This window comes from Caulobacter flavus, assembly GCF_003722335.1.
In the GTDB taxonomy this organism is placed as follows: Bacteria; Pseudomonadota; Alphaproteobacteria; order Caulobacterales; family Caulobacteraceae; genus Caulobacter; species Caulobacter flavus.
Genome location: NZ_CP026100.1, coordinates 3,735,085 through 3,755,548 on the forward strand (window position 1 = coordinate 3,735,085; position 20,464 = coordinate 3,755,548).

Below are 20,464 nucleotides of genomic sequence, written 5' to 3' on the forward strand. Positions count from 1 at the left end.
CGGCGCCCAAGGCTTGTGCGACCCGCGATCTCCTGCCCGTCAAACGCCCATGTCTTGGGCGAAATGCGCGGAGCTTGAACGACGGCGGCAATCGCATGCCCCAACGGGCGTTCGACGGTCGTAGATTGTCATGACGAGGCCGGGTTCGGCCTTGCTCTGTGGCGTCTTCCCCGACGATGAACTTGAACGGCCGCGCGATTGAACCGCGCGGCCTTCTTTTCGTTATGGCTCCGCTGAAGGGGCGATTACCGTCATCTTTTCGCCGCGCGCGTTGCCAAGCTGAACGGCGAGCGGCTATCTCAACGCCTCGAATACTCCCGGAGACGTCTCGTCCATGCGCCTGTCGCGCTACTTCCTGCCCGTCCTGAAAGAAGCTCCCTCCGACGCCCAGATCGCCTCGCACCAGCTGATGCTGCGCGCGGGCATGATCCGCCAGGAGGCCGCCGGCATCTACGCGTGGCTGCCACTGGGCCTGCGGGTGCTGAACAAGATCGAGCAGATCGTCCGCGAGGAAATGGATCGCGCGGGCGCCATCGAGCTCCTGATGCCGACCCTGCAGCTGGCCGACCTGTGGCGCGAGTCGGGCCGCTACGACGCTTACGGCCCGGAGATGCTTCGCATCACCGACCGCCACGAGCGCGAGCTGCTGTACGGGCCCACCAACGAGGAGATGGTCACCGAGATCTTCCGCGCCTCGGTGCGGAGCTACAAGGACCTGCCCAAGAACCTCTACCACGTGCAGTGGAAGTTCCGCGACGAGCGCCGCCCGCGCTTCGGCGTGATGCGCGGCCGCGAGTTCCTGATGAAGGACGCCTACAGCTTCGACCTCGACGCCGAGGGCGCGCGCAAGTCGTACAACCGCATGTTCGTGGCCTATCTGAACCTCTATGCCCGCATGGGCCTGAAGGCCGTGCCGATGCGCGCCGACACCGGCCCGATCGGCGGCGACCTCAGCCACGAGTTCATCGTGCTGGCCGAGACCGGCGAAAGCGCCGTCTTCTGCCACAAGGACCTGGTGGAAATGGACCCGCCGGGTTCGGACGTCGACTGGTACGGCGACCTGCAGCCGCTGGTGGACCAGCGCACGGCGCTCTACGCCGCCACCGAGGAAATGCACGACGAAGCCGCCTTCGACGCGATCCCCGAGGGCGACCGCCTGTCGGCCCGTGGCATCGAGGTCGGTCACATCTTCTCGTTCGGCACGAAGTATTCGGAGCCGATGAAGGCCCTGGTCATGGGCCCGGACGGCAAGGAAGTGCCGGTCCAGATGGGCAGCTACGGCGTCGGCGTCTCGCGCCTGCTGGGCGCGATCATCGAGGCCAGCCACGACGAGGGCGGCATCATCTGGCCGGAAAGCGTCGCGCCGTTCCACGTCGGCATCGTCAACATGCGCCAGGGCGACGCGGCCTGCGACGCGGCCTGCGACAGCGCCTACAAGGCCCTGCAGGCCGCCGGCGTCGACGTGCTCTATGACGACACCGATGCCCGCGGCGGCGCCAAGTTCGCCACCATGGACCTGATCGGCCTGCCCTGGCAGCTGATCGTCGGCCCCAAGGGCATCGCCGACGGCGTGGTCGAACTGAAGAACCGCAAGACCGGCGAGCGCGTCTCCGAGCCGCTCGACGCGGTCGTCGCCCGCCTGACCGGCAAGGCCGCCGCCTGATGGCGTTCGGCGCGGGGCCCTTCGGGATCTGGGAACGGACGGTCGCCTGGCGTTACCTGCGCACCAAGCGCAGGAACGGCGGCGTCGCCCTGATCTCGGTCATCTCGTTCGTCGGGGTGATGCTGGCGGTGTTCGCCCTCATCACCGTGATGAGCGTCATGAACGGCTTCCGCGCCGAGCTTCTCGGCCGGCTGCTCGGCTTCAACGGCCACATCTACGCCCAGGGACCGCTCGTGAACGGCCCTGACCGCGAGGGCGTGATCTCGCGCATCAAGAGCGTGCCCGGGGTCATCCAGGCCGCGCCCCTGGTCGAGGCCCAGGCCATGGTCATCGGTCCCAATCAGGTGACCGGCGCCATCGTCCGCGGCGTCAATCCCGCCGACCTGCGCGGCATGAAGTTGATCTCGAGCAACATCAAGCAGGGCTCGCTCACCGGCTACGGCGAGGGCGAGTACGGCGGCGACATGGTGCTGATCGGCGACCGCATGGCCCGCAACCTGGGCCTCTCGGTCGGCGACCCCATCACCCTGATCTCGCCCTCGGGCCCGGCCACGGCCTTCGGGACCTCGACCCGCGAGAAGGACTATGTCGTCGGCGGGGTGTTCAGCGTCGGCATGAGCCAGTTCGACGAATCCTACGTGATGATGCCGCTGGCCCAGGCGCAGCTGTTCTTCGGGCGCGACACGGCCATCGACTATGTCGAGGTCAAGCTGACCGATCCCGACGACGCCAAGCAGACCAAGGCCGCCATCGAGCAGGCCGTCGGCCCTGGCGCGTTCATCACCGACTGGATGGACAAGAACGCCAGCTACTTCAACGCCCTGCAGGTCGAGCGCAAGGTCATGCGGCTGATCCTGTTCATCCTGGTGGCCATCGCCACGCTGAACATCATCTCCGGCCTGGTCATGCTGGTGAAGAACAAGGGTCGCGACATCGCCATCCTGCGCACCATGGGCGCCAGCCAGTCGTCGATCCTGCGGATCTTCGTCATGGCCGGGGCCTCGATCGGCCTGGCCGGCACCGTGACGGGCCTGCTGCTGGGCGTGCTGTTCTGCGCCAACATCACCGCCATTCAGAACTTCGTGGAGTGGGCGACGGGCACGGCCGTGTTCAGCGCCGACATCTATTTCCTGGCGCACATCCCGGCCAAGATCGACTGGACCGAAGTGGGGGTCATCGTCACCGTTTCCACCCTGATGAGCGTGCTGGCGACCCTGCCGCCGGCGCTGCGGGCCTCGCGCCTCGATCCGGTTGAGGCCCTTCGCTATGAGTAGCCCCGTCCTTTCGCTGCGCGGCGTCGAGCGCACCTACGTCACCGAGGCCGGGAAGCTGACCGTCCTGCGCGGCGCCGATCTCGACGTCTATCCGGGCGAGGTCGTGGGCCTGATCGGCCCCTCCGGCTCGGGCAAGTCGTCGCTGCTGCACGCCGCGGGACTGCTGGAGCGCCCCGACGCCGGCATCGTCGCCGTCGATGGCAAGGACTGCTCCAAGCTCTCCGAGCGCCAGCGCACCAAGGTTCGTCTGTCGACCGTCGGCTTCGTCTACCAGTTCCACCATCTGCTTCCGGAGTTCACGGCGGCCGAGAACGTGGTGCTGCCGCAGATGATCGCCGGACGCCGCCGGCCCGACGCCCGCGAGCGGGCCGTCAGCCTGCTGGGACAGCTTGGCCTGTCGGCGCGCGTCGACCACCAGCCGGGCCAGATGTCGGGCGGCGAGCAGCAGCGCGTGGCCATCGCCCGCGCCCTTGCCAACTCGCCCAAGCTGCTGCTGGCCGACGAGCCGACCGGCAACCTCGATCCGGCGACCTCGGCCGCCACCTTCCAGGCGCTGTACGACCTGGCGCGGGGGCAGGGCGTCGCCGCCCTGATCGCCACCCACAACATGGAGCTGGCCCGCTACATGGACCGGGTCTTCGCCCTGCGCGACGGCCACCTGGAGCCGCAGACGTTCTAGGAAGAAAACGCGCGCCGGCCGGCGGCGCGCCACGCGGCTTCCGCTAGAGCAGCGCCGCGCGCATGGCCGCGAAGAACCCCGCCTGGTCGATCTTCTTGATCACGCGGGCGTTGGGTTCGCGGCGCTTGAGGGCCGGGTCGGCGATCTCGATGTCTGGCAGGATCGAGTGCGACACGCTGAGATAGCCGCGCGTCAGCTCGCCCATGGTCTCCACGTCGACGACGCAGCGCTCGGCGTCCAGCACCAGGGCCTCGTCGAGCATGGCCGCGCAGGTCAGGGCGTCGGGGTGCAGGCTGCCGTCCAGGCCCTCGGTGTCGCGGGCGAAGGCCAGCGAGGCTTCGTTGACCTTGGTGAAGAACTTGGCGCGGGGCGTGCCCAGGGCGTCGAGCTCAGCCAGCTGCGCCGTGGTCAGCAGGCCGTCGCGCAGGGTCTGCGTCCAGGTCACGACATGCAGGTCGAAGCCGGCGTTGACGACGATCTTGGCCGCCTCGGGGTCGACATAGAAATTGTACTCGGCCGCCGGCGTGACGTTGCCGACGCCGTTGTCGGTGCCGCCCATCACCCACAGGGCCTTGACGGCCTGGGCGATCCCCGGCTCGCGCAGCACGGCCAGGGCGATGTTGGTCAGCGGCGCCTGGGCCAGCAGGGTGATCTCGCCGGGCGCTTCCATCACTCGCCGCACGATCTCGTCGGCCGCGTGGCCGGGGGAGGGGCGCTGCGCGGTCGTCGGGAAGGCCGCGTCGCTCATGCCGTCGGCGCCGAACACGTAGGCGGCGTCGAGGGGCGCGCGGCTGAACGGCTTCTGGGCGCCCATATAGACGGGCACGCCGGCCATCTCGCAGGCTTCCAGCGTCACCAGGGCGTTCTCGGCGTGCTGTTCGAAACCGACATTGCCATGGCTGATGGTGATGGCCTCGACTCTGACGCCCGGGCGGCGCAGGGCGAGCATCAGGGAGAAGACGTCGTCTCCGGCGGTGTCGGTGTCGATGATCAGGCGCATGGCGCGGCTTCTGCCGCGTTCCGGCCGCGAAGGCCAGAGCCGCCCGGTTGATCCGCGACGATCGGCCCCGCGCGGCAAAAAAGCTCGCAACCTGCCTGTGGACTATTGCGATGAGAACGAAAGGGGAATATGGAACAAAAGGGCAACTGGCCAACGAGCTGTGGAGGGATGTTATGGTCCGGATCGCGCGTGAGTCTTTGGCGCTTGTATCTGTCGCCGGCTTCGTCTGGATGATGTGTTCGGTCGCCCAGTTGGTGGCCTGAGTCGAATAGCAGCGAGGGTCTTGGTCATGTCGGGTGTGGAAGGTCAGGGTTTCGTCCACCTCCGCGTCCGGTCGGCCTATTCGCTGCTGGAGGGGGCCATCAAGGCCGACAAGATCCCGGGCATGGCCGCCGCCGGCGGCATGCCCGCCGCGGGGATCACCGACCGGGCCAACCTGTTCGGCGCCCTGGAGTTCTCCGTCTACTCCAAGGACAACGGCGTCCAGCCGATCATCGGCTGCGCCCTGCCGGTCAAGGGCATCGGCGCCAAGCCGTCCGAGCGCTGGTCGCGTGAGCCGACGATCACCCTGCTGGTGCAGAACGAGCGGGGCTACCTGAACCTCTCGGAACTGTCGTCGCTGGCCTATCTGGAAAGCGGCGAACTGGCCGAGCCGGTGGTGCCTTGGGCCAAGGTGGTCGAGTATTCCGAAGGCCTGATCCTGCTGTCGGGCGGAACCGACGGTCCGGTGGACAACCTGTTCGCCGCCGGCAAGACGGCCGAGGGCAACGCCGCCCTGGCCGAGATGCAGAAGGTGTTCGGCGATCGCTTCTATGTCGAGCTGCAGCGGCACGGCCTGCCGCAGCAGGCGGCGGCCGAGCCGGGGCTGGTGGACTGGGCCTACGAGCACGACGCGCCGCTGGTCGCCACCAACGACTGCTACTACGCCAAGCCTGAGCTCTACGACGCGCACGACGCGTTGCTGTGCATCGCCGACGGCTCGTTCGTCGGCCAGGACGAGCGCCGCCGGGTGACGCCCGAGCACTGGTTCAAGCCCGCCGCCGACATGCGCAAGCTGTTCGCCGACCTGCCCGAGGCCTGCGACAACACTCTCGACATCGCCCGCCGCTGCGCCTTCATGGTCAAGAAGCGCGACCCGATCCTGCCCAGCTTCCCGACCGGCGACGGCCGCAACGAGGCCGAGGAGCTGGCGCACCAGGCACGCGAGGGTCTGCGCAAGCGCCTCGAGGGCCTGACCCTGGCGATGGACGAGCACGTCTACTGGGAGCGGCTCGACTTTGAACTGGGCATCATCGTCAAGATGGGCTTCCCTGGCTACTTCCTGATCGTTTCCGACTTCATCAAGTGGGGCAAGGATCACGGCATTCCGGTCGGTCCGGGGCGGGGTTCGGGCGCCGGCTCGCTGGTCGCCTGGGTGCTGACCATCACCGACCTGGATCCGCTGCGTTTCGGCCTGCTGTTCGAGCGCTTCCTCAATCCCGAACGGGTCTCCATGCCCGACTTCGACGTCGACTTCTGTCAGGAGCGACGCGAAGAGGTGATCGCCTACGTGCAGGACAAGTACGGCCGCGACCGCGTGGCCCAGATCATCACCTTCGGTTCGTTGCAGGCCCGCGCCGTGCTGCGCGACGTCGGCCGGGTGATGCAGCTGCCGCTGGGTCTCGTCGACCGCCTTTGCAAGATGGTCCCCAACAACCCGGCCGCGCCGGTGACCCTGGCCCAGGCCATCGATATCGAGCCGCGCCTCAAGCAGGCCAAGAACGAGGACGCCAACGTCTCCAACTGCCTGGACGTGGCCCTGCAGCTGGAAGGCCTGTTCCGCAACGCCTCGACCCACGCCGCCGGCGTGGTGATCGGCGACCGGCCGCTGACCCAGCTGACCCCGCTCTACAAGGATCCGCGTTCGGACTTCCCGGCCACCCAGTTCAACATGAAGTGGGTCGAGAGCGCCGGCCTGGTGAAATTCGACTTCCTGGGCCTTAAGACCCTGACCGTGCTCGACCGCGCGGTGAAGCATCTGCGCAAGCGCGGCATGGAGGTGGATCTGGGCCGCCTGCCGTTCGACGACGCCAAGAGCTACGAACTGCTGGCCTCGGGCCAGACGGTCGGCGTGTTCCAGCTGGAAAGCCAGGGCATGCGCGACACCCTGCGCAAGATGCGCTGCGGCTCGATCGAGGAGATCACCGCGCTGATCTCGCTCTATCGACCGGGCCCGATGGACAACATCGACACCTTCGTCGACTGCAAGTTCGGCCGAAAGCCCGTCGACACCCTGCACCCCTCGCTCGAGAACGTGCTGCGCGAGACCTACGGGGTCATCGTGTACCAGGAGCAGGTGATGCAGATCGCCCAGATCCTGGCCGGCTACAGCCTCGGCGAGGCCGACCTGCTGCGTCGCGCCATGGGTAAGAAGAAGAAGGAGGAGATGGATCTCCAGAAGATCCGTTTCGTCTCCGGCGCCAAGGAAAAGGGCGTGCCCGAGGAGCAGTCGGGCTCGATCTTCGAGCTGGTGGCCAAGTTCGCCGGCTACGGGTTCAACAAGAGCCACGCGGCCGCCTACGCCCTGATCGCCTACCAGACGGCCTGGCTGAAGGCCAACACGCCGGTCGAGTTCCTCGCCGCGTCGATGAGCCTCGACATCTCCAACACCGACAAGCTGGCGGTTTTCCACCAGGACGCGCGCCGCTTCAGCATCACCGTGCGGGCGCCGGATGTGAACCGGTCGGGCGCCGACTTCGAGGTCGAGAACGGCGAGGTGCTCTACGCGCTGGGCGCGGTGCGCAACGTCGGCCTGGAAGCCATGAAGCACCTGGTGGCCGTGCGCGACGAGGGCGGGCCGTTCCGCGACATCTTCGATTTCGTCGAGCGCGTCGATCCCAAGCAGGTCAACAAGCGCGCCATCGAGAACCTGGCGCGGGCAGGGGCCTTCGACTCGTTCAATAAGAACCGGGCCCAGGTCTTCGCCAACGCCGACGTGCTGATCGCCCACGGCCAGAGCGTCGCGGCCGACCGCCAGGGCGGCCAGCACGCGCTGTTCGGCGGTGATGCAGCCGCCAGCCGGCCGCGCCTGAAAAAGGTCGAGCCATGGACCCAGGTTGATCTGCTCGACGAGGAGCTTTCGGCCGTCGGCTTCTATCTGACCGGCCACCCGCTTGAGGACATGGTCGGCATGCTGCGCCGTCGGCGCACCGTGATGCTGACCGAGGCCATGGCCCAGGCCGAGGCGGGGGCCGAGGCCCTGCGCATGTGCGGCATCGTCCGCCGCCGCCAGGAACGCGCCTCCCAGAGCGGCGAGCGTTTCGCCTTCGTGTCGCTGTCGGATCCGTCTGGCGAGTACGAGGTGCTGTTCCCGCCGGAATCCCTGCGCAAGTGCCGCGACGTGCTCGAGCCGGGCAAGGGCGTGGTCATCAAGGTCCGCTCCAAGGCCCGCGACGGCGAGGTGCGCTTCTTCGGCGACGACGCCGAGCCGATCGAGAAGGCCATCGAGAACGTCGTGGCCGGCCTGCGCGTGCACCTGTCGCCGGCCGCCACCGAGATCGAGGCCCTCAAGCGGCGCATCGAGCCGGCGGCGACCCAGAAGGGCGGCGAGATCAGCTTCGTCGCGGCCCTGGGCGGGGGGCGAGAGATCGAGCTGAAGCTGCCGGGCCGCTACACGCTCGACGCCTCGCTGCGCGGCGCCCTGAAGACCGCGCCGGGCGTGGCGCTGCTGGAAGACATCTAGGCCGCGGCCTGTCGCGTCGGCGTGCGTCGACGAAATCGTCTCTTTTCTGCCCTTTTCGCGGGGACGAACCGCGGACAGGCGAAGAGCCGGAGCCGGAGCCGGAGCCGGAGCCGGAGCCGGAGCCGGAGCCGGAGCCGGAGCCGGAGCGGGCAGGGCGTAGCGCAGGTTTTGTTCGACCCTTGTGCGGCTGGTCGTCGCCGGAGGCGCTGACTGTCGCTTTGCGGGGCGCTGCGCCGGCTGCCTGCGACGCCCGTTCGTGGAGGGCCGGGCCGTGGTCGGCGAGGACAGCGGCTCCTCGTAGATGCCAGGCCTGGCGGGCGTTCGAAAGCCGCCGCAACGGTCGACTAGAGAGCGGGGGCGACAAGGACGAGGTCGACAAGGACGAGGCACGCGCCTTGGGCGTGCGGTCCGGAGCGTCGACTGTTGGAGTTCGGCCAGCGCGCGCTGGTCGCCAGCCGGCGAACGCGTTGAATTAATAATGCACGTCAGCGCTCGCGCCTGGCGTGCTTCTGGGAGGAAGCGATGAGCAAGCATGTCGGCGGCTGCCAGTGCGGCAGGGTCCGTTTCGAGGTCGAGGCCGATCTGGCGGAGACCATCACCTGCAACTGTTCGCGCTGCGGCAAGCTGGGCTCGGTCCTGGCTTTCGCGCCCATCGAGCAGTTCACGCTGCTGTCGGGCGAGGACGCCCTGACCGAATACCGGTTCAACACCGGCAAGATTCAGCACCTGTTCTGCGCCGACTGCGGCATCGAATCCTTCGCCCGCGGCGAGGCCCCCAACGGCGCGAGGATGGCGGCGATCAATGTCCGCTGCGTCGACGGCGTCGACGTCTTCGCCCTTGAGCCGCAGCAGGTGGACGGCAAGTCGTTCTGACGGCAGGGCGCGGCGGGCCCGGGGCGGCGCTTCGGCGGTCAACGCGTCGCCGGCGACGAGACGCGCCAGTTGGCGGCTACTGCCTACGCCGGTCTTGCGCCGCGCCGCGCGCAGGCTCTCGCTGACGGCGCCCTCGCTGACGCCGGCCTCGACCGCCGCGCTCTTGGCGGTGTGTTCCTGGGCCAGCAGCAGCAAGCCTGACGTTCGGCGTCAGTCATGCGCGTGAGGTCGGGCATGGTGGTCCTGGCGCGATGCGCTGCTGGAGCGCGGATCTGTCGGCCACTCAACCTGTTCGTCTTTGGTTCGGCGATGACCGGGCGAAGGGAGGCGAGACGTGCGCGCGGTCGCGGGATGTTCGGGAAGAACCGCCCTTCAGGCCGGTCCGCGTCGGGAAAGGCTTGCATTCGCCGCGTTTCACGACTATCTGCGCGCCATTCCACACGTGGACGTTCGGCAGCGCCGGGGAGACATCCCGTCGTCGCCGTTCCGGTCCCGCCTCCAGAATGGTCTGGAGCGGGGGTGTCCACGGAGGTTCAACCGGAAAAAGGATAAAGGCCCGATGGCTCTTCCCGAATTCTCCATGCGTCAGCTCCTGGAAGCCGGCGCCCACTTCGGCCACCAGACCCACCGCTGGAACCCGAAGATGGACCGCTACATCTTCGGTTCGCGCTCGAACATCCACATCATCGACCTGTCGCAGACCATCCCGCTGCTGCACCAAGCGCTGGTGAAGGTCCGTGAAGTCGCCGCCGCCGGCGGCCGCGTGCTGTTCGTCGGCACCAAGCGCCAGGCCAGCGACCCGGTCGCCACCGCCGCCAAGCGCTGCGCCCAGTACTACGTGAACCACCGCTGGCTCGGCGGCACCCTGACCAACTGGCGCACCGTCTCGGGCTCGATCGCCCGCCTGCGCGAGCTGGAAGGCATCATGGTCGGCGAAGGCCAAGGCCGTTCCAAGAAGGAACTGCTGCAGCTGACCCGCGAGCGCGACAAGCTGGAGCTGTCGCTGGGCGGCATCAAGGACATGGGCGGCATCCCCGACATCATGTTCGTGATCGACACCAACAAGGAAGCGATCGCGATCCTCGAAGCCCGCAAGCTGAACATCCCGGTCGTCGCCATCCTCGACACCAACTGCGATCCGGACGGCATCACCTATCCGATCCCGGGTAACGACGACGCCGCCCGCGCCCTGCAGCTGTACTGCGACCTGATCGCCGACGCCGTCCTGGACGGCCTGGCCGCCGGTCAAGCCGCCTCGGGCGTCGACCTGGGCGCTTCGGTCGCTCCGATCGAGCCGGCCCTGGCTCGCGAACTGACCCCGGAAGCTGCTCCGGAAGCCGCCGCTCCTGAAGCGGCCGCCGAAGAAGTCGCCGCCCCGGCCGCCGACGAATCGGCCGCCGGCTGATTTCCCTTCGACCGCCCGTCCTCTTGACGGGGGCGGGCGGTCGTCGCGCTACCGACACGCGACCGGGCTATCAAGCCCGGTCGCTAAACGTTTGAATCTGGAGATTTTCCATGGCTGAGATCACGGCTGCGCTGGTCAAGGAACTGCGCGAGAAGTCCGGCGTCGGCATGATGGACTGCAAGAAGGCCCTGGCCGAGAACAACGGCGACATCGAGGCCTCCATCGACTGGCTCCGCGCCAAGGGCCTGTCCAAGGCCGCCAAGAAGGCCGATCGCGCCGCCGCCGAAGGCCTGGTGGCCATCGCCGTGTCGGAAAACGGCGCGGGTGAAACCGCCACCGCCGTCGAAGTGAACGCCGAAACCGACTTCGTGTCGCGCAACGACCTGTTCCAGGTCGCCGCCCGTCAGATCGCCGGCGCCGCCCTGGGCACCGACGGCTCGATCGAAGCCATCACCGGCGCCAAGCTGGCCGGCGGCGAGACCGTGCAGGATCACCTGACCAACCTGATCGCCACGATCGGCGAGAACATGATGGTCCGCCGCGCCGCCAAGCACAGCGTCGAGAACGGCGTCGTCGCCTCGTACGTCCACAACGCCACCGCGCCGGACCTGGGCCGCATCGGCGTGCTGGTCGCCCTCGAGTCGACCGCCGGCGACAAGGCCGCCCTGCGCGAACTGGGCCGCAAGATCGCCATGCACGTGGCCGCGACCGCCCCGCTGTCGCTGTCGCCGGAAGATCTGGATCCGGCCGCCATCGAGCGTGAAAAGGCCGTGTTCACCGAGCAGGCTCTGGAGTCGGGCAAGCCGCCGGCGGTCATCGAGAAGATGATCGACGGCCGCATCCGCAAGTTCCTGGAAGAAGTCGTGCTGCTGAAGCAGGCCTTCGTCATGAACCCGGACCAGACCGTCGAGCAGCTGGTCGCCGAGTCCGGCAAGACCCTCGGCGCGCCGATCACCGTGAAGGGCTTCACCCGTCTCGCCCTGGGCGAAGGCGTGGAAAAGAAGCAGGACGACTTCGCCGCCGAAGTCGCCTCGATGACCGGCCAGGCCTAAGGCCAGCTAAGACAATGAAGGCGGCGGGCCATCGTCCCGCCGTCTCCAAGGTCGACAAAGCAAGGGCGCGGCGCGTTTGACGCGCGCCGCGCCCTTTTTTTGCGCTTGAACGGCGACACGCCCCCACGGCGCAAAACCGATCCCACTTTTGTGTAACGCGCACTATGGTGCGTGCCGACGACTCAGGAAGAGCCCGGTCCATGTCCGATCCCACCCCCGCCAAGCCGTACCGTCGTCTTCTGCTCAAGGTTTCCGGCGAAGTGCTGATGGGCGACACGCCCTACGGGATCGACACCAACACCGTTCAATCCGTCGCCCTGGACATCGCCGAGATCGTAAAGTCGGGCGTCGAGCTGTGCCTGGTGATCGGCGGCGGCAACATCTTCCGCGGCATGGCCGGCGCGGCCAAGGGCATGGAGCGCTCCAGCGCCGACTACATGGGCATGCTGGCCACCGTGATGAACGCCCTGGCCATGCAGGACGCCCTCGAGCGCATCGGCGTGGAGACGCGCGTGCAGTCGGCCATCCCGATGGCCACGGTCTGCGAGCCGTACATCCGCCGCCGCGCCCAGCGTCACCTCGAGAAGGGCCGCGTGGTGATCTTCGCCGCCGGCACCGGCAACCCGTTCTTCACCACCGACACCGCCGCCGCCCTGCGCGCCGCTGAAATGCAGTGCGACGCCCTGTTCAAGGGCACCAGCGTCGACGGCGTCTACACCGCCGATCCCAAGAAGGATCCGACCGCTCAACGCTACGACCGCCTGACCTACATGGACGTGCTGGCCAAGGACCTGCGCGTCATGGACGCCTCGGCGGTCGCGTTGATGCGCGACAGCAACATCCCGATCGTCGTGTTCTCGATCAAGGGGCGGGGCAACCTGCTCAGCGTGCTGCGTGGCGAAGGCACGCACACCGTCGTCGCGAACGCCTGATTTCATTTAGCGAAGAGAGCCCAAGCCATGGCCGCCGCCGAAAAGCCCGTCCTTTCCCGCTACAAAGACCGCATGGACAAGGCCGTGCTCGCCCTGAAGGACGAGTTCGGCTCCCTGCGCACCGGCCGCGCCTCGGCCAGCCTGCTCGACCAGGTGATGGTCGACGCCTACGGTTCCAGCACGCCGCTGAACGCCGTGGCCTCGGTCAGCGTGCCCGAGCCCCGTCAGATCAATGTCAGCGTCTGGGATCGCGGCGTCGTCGTCTCGGTCGAGAAGGCCATCCGCGCCTCGGGCCTGGGCCTGAACCCGGTGGTCGAGGGCCAGAACCTGCGCATTCCGATCCCGCCGCTGACCGAGGAGCGCCGCAAGGATCTCTCGAAGATCGCCGGCAAGTACGCCGAGCAGCAGAAGATCGCCGTCCGTAACGTCCGTCGCGACGCCAACGACGATCTGAAGAAGGCCGAGAAGGACAGCGCCATCAACGAGGATGAGCGCAAGAAGATGGAAACCGAGGTCCAGAAGCTGACCGACGAGGCGATCAAGCGCATCGACGAGGCCTTGAAAACCAAGGAACAAGAGATCATGCAGGTCTGATCGTCCTCTCCGGTGGACGCCTGGGGGACGAGAAGGGAAGGCTAAGAGCGCATGTCGCCGAAGACCGGCCTGCAGACCAAGACCGCGCGCCCCGGGGGCGAGGCCGGCGCGGGACTGCATGCGGCCATCATCATGGACGGCAACGGCCGGTGGGCCAAGCGACGCGGCATGCCGCGCGCGCTGGGTCACCGGGCCGGCGTCAACGCGCTGAAGCGTACGGTCGAGGGCGCGCCCTCGGCCGGCGTCGGCGTGCTGACGGTGTTCGGCTTTTCGACCGAGAACTGGCGTCGTCCGGCCCAGGAGGTCTCCGAACTGATGGGCCTGCTGAAGGCCTATGTCGAATCGGACCTCGAGCGGCTGAGCCGCGAGGGCGTCCGCGTGCGGATCATCGGTCGGCGGACCGGCCTGTCGCCCGACGTGCTCGAGGTGATCGAGCGGGCCGAGCGTCGCACCGCCCATAACGACAGCTTCCTGCTGCAGGTGGCCTTCAACTACGGCGGCCAGGCCGACATCGCCGACGCCGCGCGCCGCTTCGCCGAGCAAGTGGAGCGGGGCGAGGCGAGGGCGGCCGACCTGGACGAGCGGATGTTCGGGAGCTTCCTGTCGACCTCTGCCGCGCCGGCCCCCGACCTGATCGTCCGCACCAGCGGCGAGCACCGGATCTCGAACTTCCTGCTGTGGGAATGCGCCTACGCCGAACTGGTGTTCCAGGACGTGCTGTGGCCCGACTACGGCCCCGAGCACCTGGCCGCCGCCGTCGCGGAGTATCGTAGCCGGGACCGGCGCTATGGAGGCATTGCGGCCGATGACGTCGCCGTCGCCGGCTAAGCGCTTCAACTGGAGCAATCTGGGTACGCGCGTGGCTTCGGCCACGGTGCTCGTGCCCACGGTCGTGGCCGCCGTGTGGTTCGGCCAGGTGTGGTTCCTGCTGCTGCTGGCCGTCTGCACGGCCCTGCTGGCGCGCGAATGGGGCATGATGAGCGCGCCCAAGGCGCCGGTCGGCGTCGCCGTCGCCGTCGGCGTGGCGGTGCTGATCTCGCTCGTCGCGGCCTTCCGCGGCCACTACATCCTGACCTGGCCGCTGGCCGGCGCCGGCGCGGTCGCCGCCGCCCTGCTGGCCCGCGGCGCGGTCGAGCGCCGGGCGGACGCCGCCTACGGCGTGATCTACATCGCGCCGGCCTGCATCACCCTGCTGTGGCTGCGCCTCAGCCCGGCGGGCCTGTCCTGGACCCTGATGCTGTTCGCGGTGACCTGGTTCGCCGATATCTTCGCCTATGTGACGGGCAGCATCCTGAAGGGCCCGAAGCTGTGGCCCCGCTTCTCGCCCAACAAGACATGGTCGGGCTTCTTTGGCGGCCTGCTGGCCGCGGCCCTGGCGGCGGTCGGCGTCGACCTGCTGGCCGAGATCCTCCCGCGCTTGCCCGACACCGACCTGACCTGGCCGGTGGCCGCCGTCATCGGTTTCCTCGGCGGGCTGGCGACCATGACGGGCGACCTGTGGGAATCGATGCTCAAGCGCCGGTTCGGCGTGAAGGATTCCGGCGACCTGATCCCTGGCCACGGCGGCCTGCTGGACCGGGTCGACGGCCTGATGTTCGCCGCCATCGTCGTGGCGGCCGTGCGCCTGTTCGACCAGTGGGGATGGCTGCCTTGACCACGCGTAAGGTGGTGGTGCTCGGTTCGACCGGCTCCATCGGCGTTTCCACCCTCGATCTGTTCGAGCAGTCCAAGGTTCCGGTCGAGATCCTGGCCCTGGCGGCCGGGCGCAACGTCGAGCGCCTGGCGCAGCAGGCGCTGCGCTGGCGGCCCAAGCTGGCGGTGATCGAGGACGAGGCCCTGCTTGGCGAGCTGCGCGAGCGCCTGGCTGGCTCGGGCGTCGAGGCCGCCGCCGGTCCGGCCGCCGTGGCGGAAGCCGCGGCCATGGGCGCCGACTGGGTGATGTCGGCCATCGTCGGCGCGGCGGGCCTGGCGCCCACCCTGGCGGCCGCCCGCACCGGCGCCGTCGTGGCCCTGGCCAACAAGGAAAGCCTGGTCTGCGCCGGTCCCGAACTGCTGCGCATCGCCCGCGAGGCGGGCGGCACGGTGATCCCGGTCGATTCCGAGCATTCGGCGATCTTCCAGGTGCTGCAGCCGGCGTGCCTCGACCGCGTAGCTCGCCTGATCCTCACCGCCTCGGGCGGTCCGTTCCGCACCTGGACCCGCGAGCAGATGGCCTCGGCCACGCCCGAGCAGGCGATCGCCCACCCCAACTGGTCGATGGGCGCGAAGATCTCGGTCGATTCCGCCTCGATGATGAACAAGGGTCTCGAGATGATCGAGGCCTCCTACCTGTTCGACACTCCCGAGGAGCGGATCGGCGTCGTCATCCACCCGCAGTCGGTGATTCACAGCCTGGTGGAATACACCGACGGCTCGACCCTGGCGCAGCTGGGGCCGCCCGACATGCGCAGCCCGATCTCCTACGCCTATTCCTGGCCAGAGCGCCTGTCCTGGCCGGCCAAGCCCCTGGATCTGGGAGCTTACGCCCAGCTGACCTTCGAGGATCCGGACCTGTCGCGCTTCCCGCTGCTGGGCGTCGCGCGCGAGGCCCTGCGCCTGGGCGGCGGGGCTCCGACGGCGATGAACGCGGCGAATGAAGTCGCCGTCGCGGCTTTCCTTGACCGGCAGATCGGCTTTCTCGATATTGCCGCGTCGGTTGAGGGGACGCTTGAACGCATGAACGGGTTGGGGGACCTCGCCGTAACGGCTGGTGACGTTCTTGATACAGCCGTCATGATCGACGGTTCCGCTCGCCGTATTGCGGCCGAGGTTGTCGCTCAAAAGCGGCATTAGGAAGTGACCGGGGAGCTCTGATTCCAAGCCGATGATCGGTCTTCTGATCGCGATCGTGTCCATGGTCATCGTGCTGTCCGTCGTCGTGACGGTGCACGAGCTGGGACACTATTGGGCCGCGCGGGCCTGCGGGGTGGCGATCGATCGCTTCTCCATCGGCTTTGGCGCGCCCCTGGTGTCGTGGCGCGACAAGCGCGGCGTGGAATGGCGGATCGCCTCGATCCCTTTGGGCGGCTACGTGCGCTTCGCCGGCGACGAGAACGCCGCCAGCGTGCCCGACCAGAACGACCTCGACGCCATGAAGCGCGAGATCGCCGATCGCGAGGGCGACGCGGCGCTCAAGCAGTATTTCCACTTCAAGCCGGTCTGGCAGCGGGCGATCATCGCCGCGGCGGGGCCGATCGCCAATTTCATCCTCGCCATCCTGGTGTTCGCCGTGATGCTGGTCACGATCGGCGATCTGAAGACCCAGGTGATCGTCAACCAGGTCGAGCCGGGCAGCGCCGCCGCCGCCGCCGGCTTCCGGCCCGCCGACGTGATCGTCAGGATGGATGGCCGCACGGTCGAGAACTACCGCGAGGTTCAGAGCTACGTGGCCCTGCGGGCCAAGCTGCCGGTGCGCTTCACCGTGCAGCGGGCCCAGCAGACGCTGGACCTGACCGCGACCCCGGTGCTCGTCGAGCAGAAGGACGAGATCGCCGGCCGGGTGAAGGTCGGCCGCCTGGGCGTCGCGCTCACCGGGCGCGGCTATCTCGAGAAGTCCTCGCCCCTGATGGCGATCCCGCACGCCACCGTGCAGGTCTGGGACATGCTCAAGACCATCGGCTTCTATCTGGGCCGCCTGGTCACCGGTCAGCTGCCGGCCGACCAGATCAGCGGCATCATCGGCATCGGCAAGACCGCCGGCGCGGTGACCCAGGCCAGTGTCGAGGGCGCGCCGGACCTGAAGACCATGATCGTCCGCACGGTCGCCAGCCAGGCGATCCTGATCGCCAGCCTGTCGGTCAGCATCGGCTTCATGAACCTGTTGCCGATCCCGGTGCTGGATGGCGGCCATCTGCTGCTCTACGCCTACGAGGCCGTCTTCCGGCGTCCTCTGCGGGCCGACTTCCAGGCCGCCGGTTTCCGCGCGGGCCTTGCCTTGATCCTGTGTTTCATGCTGTTCGCGGCCTGGAACGACCTCAACCGCTACGACGTGTTCAAATTCATCGGCGGCCTGTTCACGTGAACGATCGCCGCCCGTCCATGATTGGTCCCATGAGCAAAATTCGCGCCCATAGCGCCGCGTTCGCCACCGGCGTTGCGCTCCTCTTCGGCTCCACCGCCCTGATCGCGCCCCAGGTCGCCTTCGCCCAGGCCCAGACTTCGGGCGTGGTGCAGCGCATCGTCGTGCAGGGCAACGAGCGGATCGAGGCGGGCACGGTGCTCTCCTACCTGCCTATCCAGCCGGGCGAGACGGTCGATCCGGCGCGCCTCGATCTGGCGCTGAAGACCTTGGCCCGCACCGACCTGTTCGCCGACGTCTCGATCGAGCTGGTGGGCGGCGACCTGGTGGTCAAGGTCGTCGAGAACCCCATCATCAACCAGGTGGTCTTCGAGGGGAATTCGGCCCTCAAGGAAGACAAGCTGAAGGACGAGGTGCAGATCCGTCCGCGCGGCATCTTCACCCGCGCCAAGGTGCAGGCCGACGTCCAGCGCATCATCGAGCTCTACCGTCGTTCGGGCCGCATCTCGGCGACCGTGACGCCCAAGGTGGTCGAGCTGCCGCAGAAGCGCGTCGACCTGGTGTTCGAGATCAACGAAGGCCCCAAGAGCGGCGTGCTGGGCGTCAACTTCCTGGGCAACAAGGAGTTCTCGGACAACGAGCTCTCCGACGTCATCGTCACCAAGGAGTCGCACTGGTACAAGTTCCTGACCAGCAACGACAACTACGACCCTGACCGGATCGAGTACGACCGCGAACAGCTGCGAAAGTACTATCGCAACCGCGGCTTCTTCGACTTCCGCGTCGTGGCCACCACGGCCGAGCTGGCGACCGACAAGAACGGCTTCGCGGTCACCTACACGATCGACGAAGGCCCCAAGTACAAGTTCGGCAAGGTTACCGTCGAAACCGAGCTGAAGAAGCTGGACGGCAACCTGCTGGCCCAGATCCTGCCGATCAAGACCGGCCAGGTCTACGAGGACGAACGCATCGAGCAGGCCACCGACGCCCTGACCTTCGCGGCGGGCGCGGCCGGCTTCGCCTTCGTGGACGTGCGTCCGCGCTACGTGCCCAACCGCGAGACCCAGACGGTCGACGTCGTGTTCTCGGTGCGTGAAGGCCCGCGCGTCTACGTCGACCGCATCGACATCGTCGGCAACACCGCCACGCTCGACTACGTCCTGCGCCGCGAGATGGAAGTCGCCGAAGGCGACGCCTACAACCGCGTGCTGGTCGACCGCTCGCGCAACAACATGCGTCGCCTGGGCTTCTTCAAGGACGTGACCATCGAGGAAGTGCCCGGCGCCGCGCCGGACCGCACCAACCTGCGGGTCAAGGTCGAGGAGCAGCCGACGGGCGAACTGTCGTTCAGCGCCGGCTACAGCTCGGTCGACCAGCTGGTGCTGGACGTCGGCGTCACCCAGCGCAACTTCCGGGGCCGCGGCCAGAACCTGCGCGCCCGCGTGTCGGTGGGTTCGCTGCGGCAACAGGTCGACTTCGCGTTCACCGAGCCGCGCTTCCTGGGCCGCAATTTGGCCGCGGGCGTGAACCTCTATTCGTACCGATATGACCTCAGCGAGTTCGCGGCCTACGACACCAAGTCGTTGGGCGGCGGCTTCACCATGGGCTTCGGTTTGACGCAGAACACCTCGATGAGCTTGCGCTACACCCTGCGCCAGGACGAGGTGGACGTGGCCGACAGCTACTGCATCCCCGGCCAGAACACCGTTTCGACCGTGCTCTGCGCCCAGCGCGGTGCCTACATGACCTCGCTGTTCGGCTACGGCCTGCGCCTGGACAAGCGGAACGATCCGCTGCGCCCGACCCGCGGCTTCTTCGCCGACCTGAACCAGGACCTCGCCGGCTTCGGCGGCGACGTGAACTACCTCAAGACCGAGGTCGACGGCGGCTGGTACTGGGGCTTCAACAAGGACTTCGTGTTCAGCGCCACCGGTTCGGCGGGCTACATCGAAGGCTGGGGCGGCGACAGCGTCCGCATCAACGACCGCTTCTACAAGGGCGGCCAGTCGTTCCGCGGCTTCGAGACGGCCGGTATCGGTCCGCGCGACACCCTGACCGACAACAGCGCCCTGGGCGCCAAGCTGTACGCGATCGGTTCGCTCGAGCTGACCATCCCGACCTTCCTGCCCGAGCAGTACGGCATCAAGGCGGCCCTGTTCTCCGACTTCGGCACCGCCGGCCAGCTGGACGATGTCGACCGTCAGACTTCGCCCGGCGTGTTCAGCACGACGATCAAGGACAACCTTGGTCTGCGCGCCTCGGCGGGCGTCAGCATCGACTGGAAGTCGCCGATGGGACCGATCCGGTTCGACATCAGCCGCATCCTGGCGAAGGAAGACTACGACCGGACGGAAACCTTCCGTTTCTCCACCTCCACCCGTTTCTAATTTCCACAAGGCTTCAGACGACATGTCCTCCAAGTTCTTCGCCGCCGCCGCTTCGGGCCTGGCCGCGTTCGCCGTGGCCTCGGGCGCCTTCGCTCAAGCCGCCGCCCCGCTGGCCAAGGCTCCGGCCGCTCCGGCCGCCCCGGCGATCACCCACGGCGCTCCGATCGCCAGCCTGTGCGTGTTCTCGGCCGGCGCCGTGCGCGGCACCTCGGCCACCGGCAAGGCGCTCGACGCCCGCCTGAAGGCCCTGCAGACCACCGCCGAGTCGCCGCTGGCCGCTCGCGAGAAGGCCCTGCAGACCAAGATCGATGCGTTCAACGCCGCCGCCAAGACCCCGGCCGCCGACATCAACGCCCGTGAAAAGCAGAAGGCCGACCTGGAGCTGGAGCAGAGCGCCCTGCAGCGCGACGCCGCCCACACCCAGATGGAACTGGTCGCCACGGCCGACGCCGCCCAGAACACCTACTCGACCGAGCTGCAGCCGGCCGTGATCTCGGCCTACCAGCAAAAGCAGTGCGGCGTGCTGCTCGAGCGCAGCGCCGTGGCCATCTTCAACCCGGCCATGGACATCACCCCGCAGATCGTCGCGGCCCTGGACGCCCGCGGCAAGGCCGGCTCGTTCCAGGCCCTGGAGCGCACCAAGCTGACCCCGCAGCAAGCCGCCCAGCTGGCCGCCCAGCTGCAGCGCTAAGCATCGAGAGCGCCCGCCTGGCCTTTCCGGCTGGGCGGGCGCTTTCCGTTACGGCATTGACTCGGGGCGGCTTTGGGCCGCCTACACTTCGTCCGTATCGGGCGATTCCCGTGACGGCCGTCGTCGAGAGGTTTGC

17 protein-coding genes are annotated in these 20,464 nt (G+C 68.0%); 16 read left to right on the top strand and 1 reads right to left on the bottom strand.

The window, feature by feature from the left end; translation table 11 throughout:
* Positions 1–334 precede the first annotated feature (334 nt).
* The 3 genes from proS to C1707_RS17055 are packed head-to-tail and all read left to right on the top strand — an operon-like array spanning position 335 to position 3,616.
* Positions 335–1,663 carry a proline--tRNA ligase gene (gene proS, locus C1707_RS17045; RefSeq protein WP_101712976.1) on the top strand — a complete coding sequence of 443 codons (1,329 nt, stop codon included), beginning with the start codon at positions 335–337 and terminating at the stop codon, positions 1,661–1,663.
* The gene (locus tag C1707_RS17050; protein ID WP_101712975.1) at positions 1,663–2,937 is read left to right on the top strand and encodes a lipoprotein-releasing ABC transporter permease subunit; all 1,275 of its coding nucleotides are present in this window, start codon (positions 1,663–1,665) and stop codon (positions 2,935–2,937) included. Before proS ends, C1707_RS17050 begins: the two co-directional genes overlap by 1 nt.
* On the top strand, positions 2,930–3,616 hold the full coding sequence (locus tag C1707_RS17055; RefSeq protein WP_101712974.1) for an ABC transporter ATP-binding protein: 687 nt from the start codon (positions 2,930–2,932) through the stop codon (positions 3,614–3,616). The genes C1707_RS17050 and C1707_RS17055 overlap by 8 nt, the downstream gene beginning before the upstream one ends.
* A 43-nt stretch (positions 3,617–3,659) precedes the next feature.
* Here C1707_RS17055 and C1707_RS17060 read toward each other — a convergent pair whose 3' ends face one another.
* Positions 3,660–4,616, bottom strand: a complete 957-nt coding sequence (locus C1707_RS17060; protein ID WP_101712973.1) for a nucleoside hydrolase — start codon at positions 4,614–4,616, stop codon at positions 3,660–3,662.
* Between the two features lie 47 nt (positions 4,617–4,663).
* Between C1707_RS17060 and sidA the strand changes: the two genes are divergently transcribed.
* The 13 genes from sidA (at position 4,664) to C1707_RS17135 (ending at position 20,328) form a co-directional block, all read left to right on the top strand.
* Complete coding sequence (gene sidA, locus C1707_RS26790; RefSeq protein ID WP_240633726.1) at positions 4,664–4,879, top strand: cell division inhibitor SidA; 216 nt, start codon at positions 4,664–4,666, stop codon at positions 4,877–4,879.
* A 26-nt stretch (positions 4,880–4,905) separates the two neighbouring features.
* Positions 4,906–8,337, top strand: a complete 3,432-nt coding sequence (gene dnaE, locus C1707_RS17070; RefSeq protein WP_101712972.1) for a DNA polymerase III subunit alpha — start codon at positions 4,906–4,908, stop codon at positions 8,335–8,337.
* Between the two features lie 522 nt (positions 8,338–8,859).
* A complete protein-coding gene (locus C1707_RS17080) occupies positions 8,860–9,210 on the top strand; it encodes a GFA family protein (protein ID WP_101712971.1) in 351 nt (116 codons plus the stop codon).
* Between the two features lie 559 nt (positions 9,211–9,769).
* Complete coding sequence (gene rpsB, locus C1707_RS17090) at positions 9,770–10,615, top strand: 30S ribosomal protein S2 (protein ID WP_101712970.1); 846 nt, start codon at positions 9,770–9,772, stop codon at positions 10,613–10,615.
* 110 nt (positions 10,616–10,725) lie between these two features.
* Positions 10,726–11,667 carry a translation elongation factor Ts gene (tsf, locus tag C1707_RS17095; RefSeq protein ID WP_101712969.1) on the top strand — a complete coding sequence of 314 codons (942 nt, stop codon included), beginning with the start codon at positions 10,726–10,728 and terminating at the stop codon, positions 11,665–11,667.
* Positions 11,668–11,867: 200 nt separating this feature from the next.
* Positions 11,868–12,599 carry a UMP kinase gene (gene pyrH, locus C1707_RS17100; RefSeq protein ID WP_101712968.1) on the top strand — a complete coding sequence of 244 codons (732 nt, stop codon included), beginning with the start codon at positions 11,868–11,870 and terminating at the stop codon, positions 12,597–12,599.
* A 27-nt stretch (positions 12,600–12,626) separates the two neighbouring features.
* A complete protein-coding gene (gene frr / locus C1707_RS17105; protein ID WP_101712967.1) occupies positions 12,627–13,193 on the top strand; it encodes a ribosome recycling factor in 567 nt (188 codons plus the stop codon).
* A 51-nt stretch (positions 13,194–13,244) separates the two neighbouring features.
* Positions 13,245–14,021, top strand: a complete 777-nt coding sequence (gene uppS, locus C1707_RS17110; protein WP_101712966.1) for a polyprenyl diphosphate synthase — start codon at positions 13,245–13,247, stop codon at positions 14,019–14,021.
* Complete coding sequence (locus tag C1707_RS17115; protein ID WP_101712965.1) at positions 13,999–14,847, top strand: phosphatidate cytidylyltransferase; 849 nt, start codon at positions 13,999–14,001, stop codon at positions 14,845–14,847. Before uppS ends, C1707_RS17115 begins: the two co-directional genes overlap by 23 nt.
* Positions 14,835–16,025 (top strand): 1-deoxy-D-xylulose-5-phosphate reductoisomerase, encoded by a 1,191-nt coding sequence (gene dxr / locus C1707_RS17120; RefSeq protein WP_101712964.1) that lies wholly within the window; start codon positions 14,835–14,837, stop codon positions 16,023–16,025. The genes C1707_RS17115 and dxr overlap by 13 nt, the downstream gene beginning before the upstream one ends.
* Positions 16,026–16,056: 31 nt before the next feature.
* On the top strand, positions 16,057–17,253 hold the full coding sequence (locus C1707_RS17125; protein ID WP_101712963.1) for a M50 family metallopeptidase: 1,197 nt from the start codon (positions 16,057–16,059) through the stop codon (positions 17,251–17,253).
* 17 nt (positions 17,254–17,270) lie between these two features.
* Positions 17,271–19,637, top strand: a complete 2,367-nt coding sequence (bamA, locus tag C1707_RS17130; protein ID WP_101712962.1) for an outer membrane protein assembly factor BamA — start codon at positions 17,271–17,273, stop codon at positions 19,635–19,637.
* Between the two features lie 22 nt (positions 19,638–19,659).
* Positions 19,660–20,328 carry an OmpH family outer membrane protein gene (locus C1707_RS17135; protein ID WP_101712961.1) on the top strand — a complete coding sequence of 223 codons (669 nt, stop codon included), beginning with the start codon at positions 19,660–19,662 and terminating at the stop codon, positions 20,326–20,328.
* Positions 20,329–20,464 lie beyond the last annotated feature (136 nt).

Bases quoted from the DNA above. Each gene is read 5' to 3' on its own strand.
- proS (WP_101712976.1), top strand. From the start codon at position 335: ATGCGCCTGTCGCGCTACTTCCTGCCCGTCCTGAAAGAAGCTCCCTCC.
- C1707_RS17050 (WP_101712975.1), top strand. From the start codon at position 1,663: ATGGCGTTCGGCGCGGGGCCCTTCGGGATCTGGGAACGGACGGTCGCC.
- C1707_RS17055 (WP_101712974.1), top strand. From the start codon at position 2,930: ATGAGTAGCCCCGTCCTTTCGCTGCGCGGCGTCGAGCGCACCTACGTC.
- C1707_RS17060 (WP_101712973.1), bottom strand. From the start codon at position 4,616: ATGCGCCTGATCATCGACACCGACACCGCCGGAGACGACGTCTTCTCC.
- dnaE (WP_101712972.1), top strand. From the start codon at position 4,906: ATGTCGGGTGTGGAAGGTCAGGGTTTCGTCCACCTCCGCGTCCGGTCG.
- C1707_RS17080 (WP_101712971.1), top strand. From the start codon at position 8,860: ATGAGCAAGCATGTCGGCGGCTGCCAGTGCGGCAGGGTCCGTTTCGAG.
- rpsB (WP_101712970.1), top strand. From the start codon at position 9,770: ATGGCTCTTCCCGAATTCTCCATGCGTCAGCTCCTGGAAGCCGGCGCC.
- tsf (WP_101712969.1), top strand. From the start codon at position 10,726: ATGGCTGAGATCACGGCTGCGCTGGTCAAGGAACTGCGCGAGAAGTCC.
- pyrH (WP_101712968.1), top strand. From the start codon at position 11,868: ATGTCCGATCCCACCCCCGCCAAGCCGTACCGTCGTCTTCTGCTCAAG.
- frr (WP_101712967.1), top strand. From the start codon at position 12,627: ATGGCCGCCGCCGAAAAGCCCGTCCTTTCCCGCTACAAAGACCGCATG.
- uppS (WP_101712966.1), top strand. From the start codon at position 13,245: ATGTCGCCGAAGACCGGCCTGCAGACCAAGACCGCGCGCCCCGGGGGC.
- C1707_RS17115 (WP_101712965.1), top strand. From the start codon at position 13,999: ATGACGTCGCCGTCGCCGGCTAAGCGCTTCAACTGGAGCAATCTGGGT.
- dxr (WP_101712964.1), top strand. From the start codon at position 14,835: ATGGCTGCCTTGACCACGCGTAAGGTGGTGGTGCTCGGTTCGACCGGC.
- C1707_RS17125 (WP_101712963.1), top strand. From the start codon at position 16,057: ATGATCGGTCTTCTGATCGCGATCGTGTCCATGGTCATCGTGCTGTCC.
- bamA (WP_101712962.1), top strand. From the start codon at position 17,271: ATGATTGGTCCCATGAGCAAAATTCGCGCCCATAGCGCCGCGTTCGCC.
- C1707_RS17135 (WP_101712961.1), top strand. From the start codon at position 19,660: ATGTCCTCCAAGTTCTTCGCCGCCGCCGCTTCGGGCCTGGCCGCGTTC.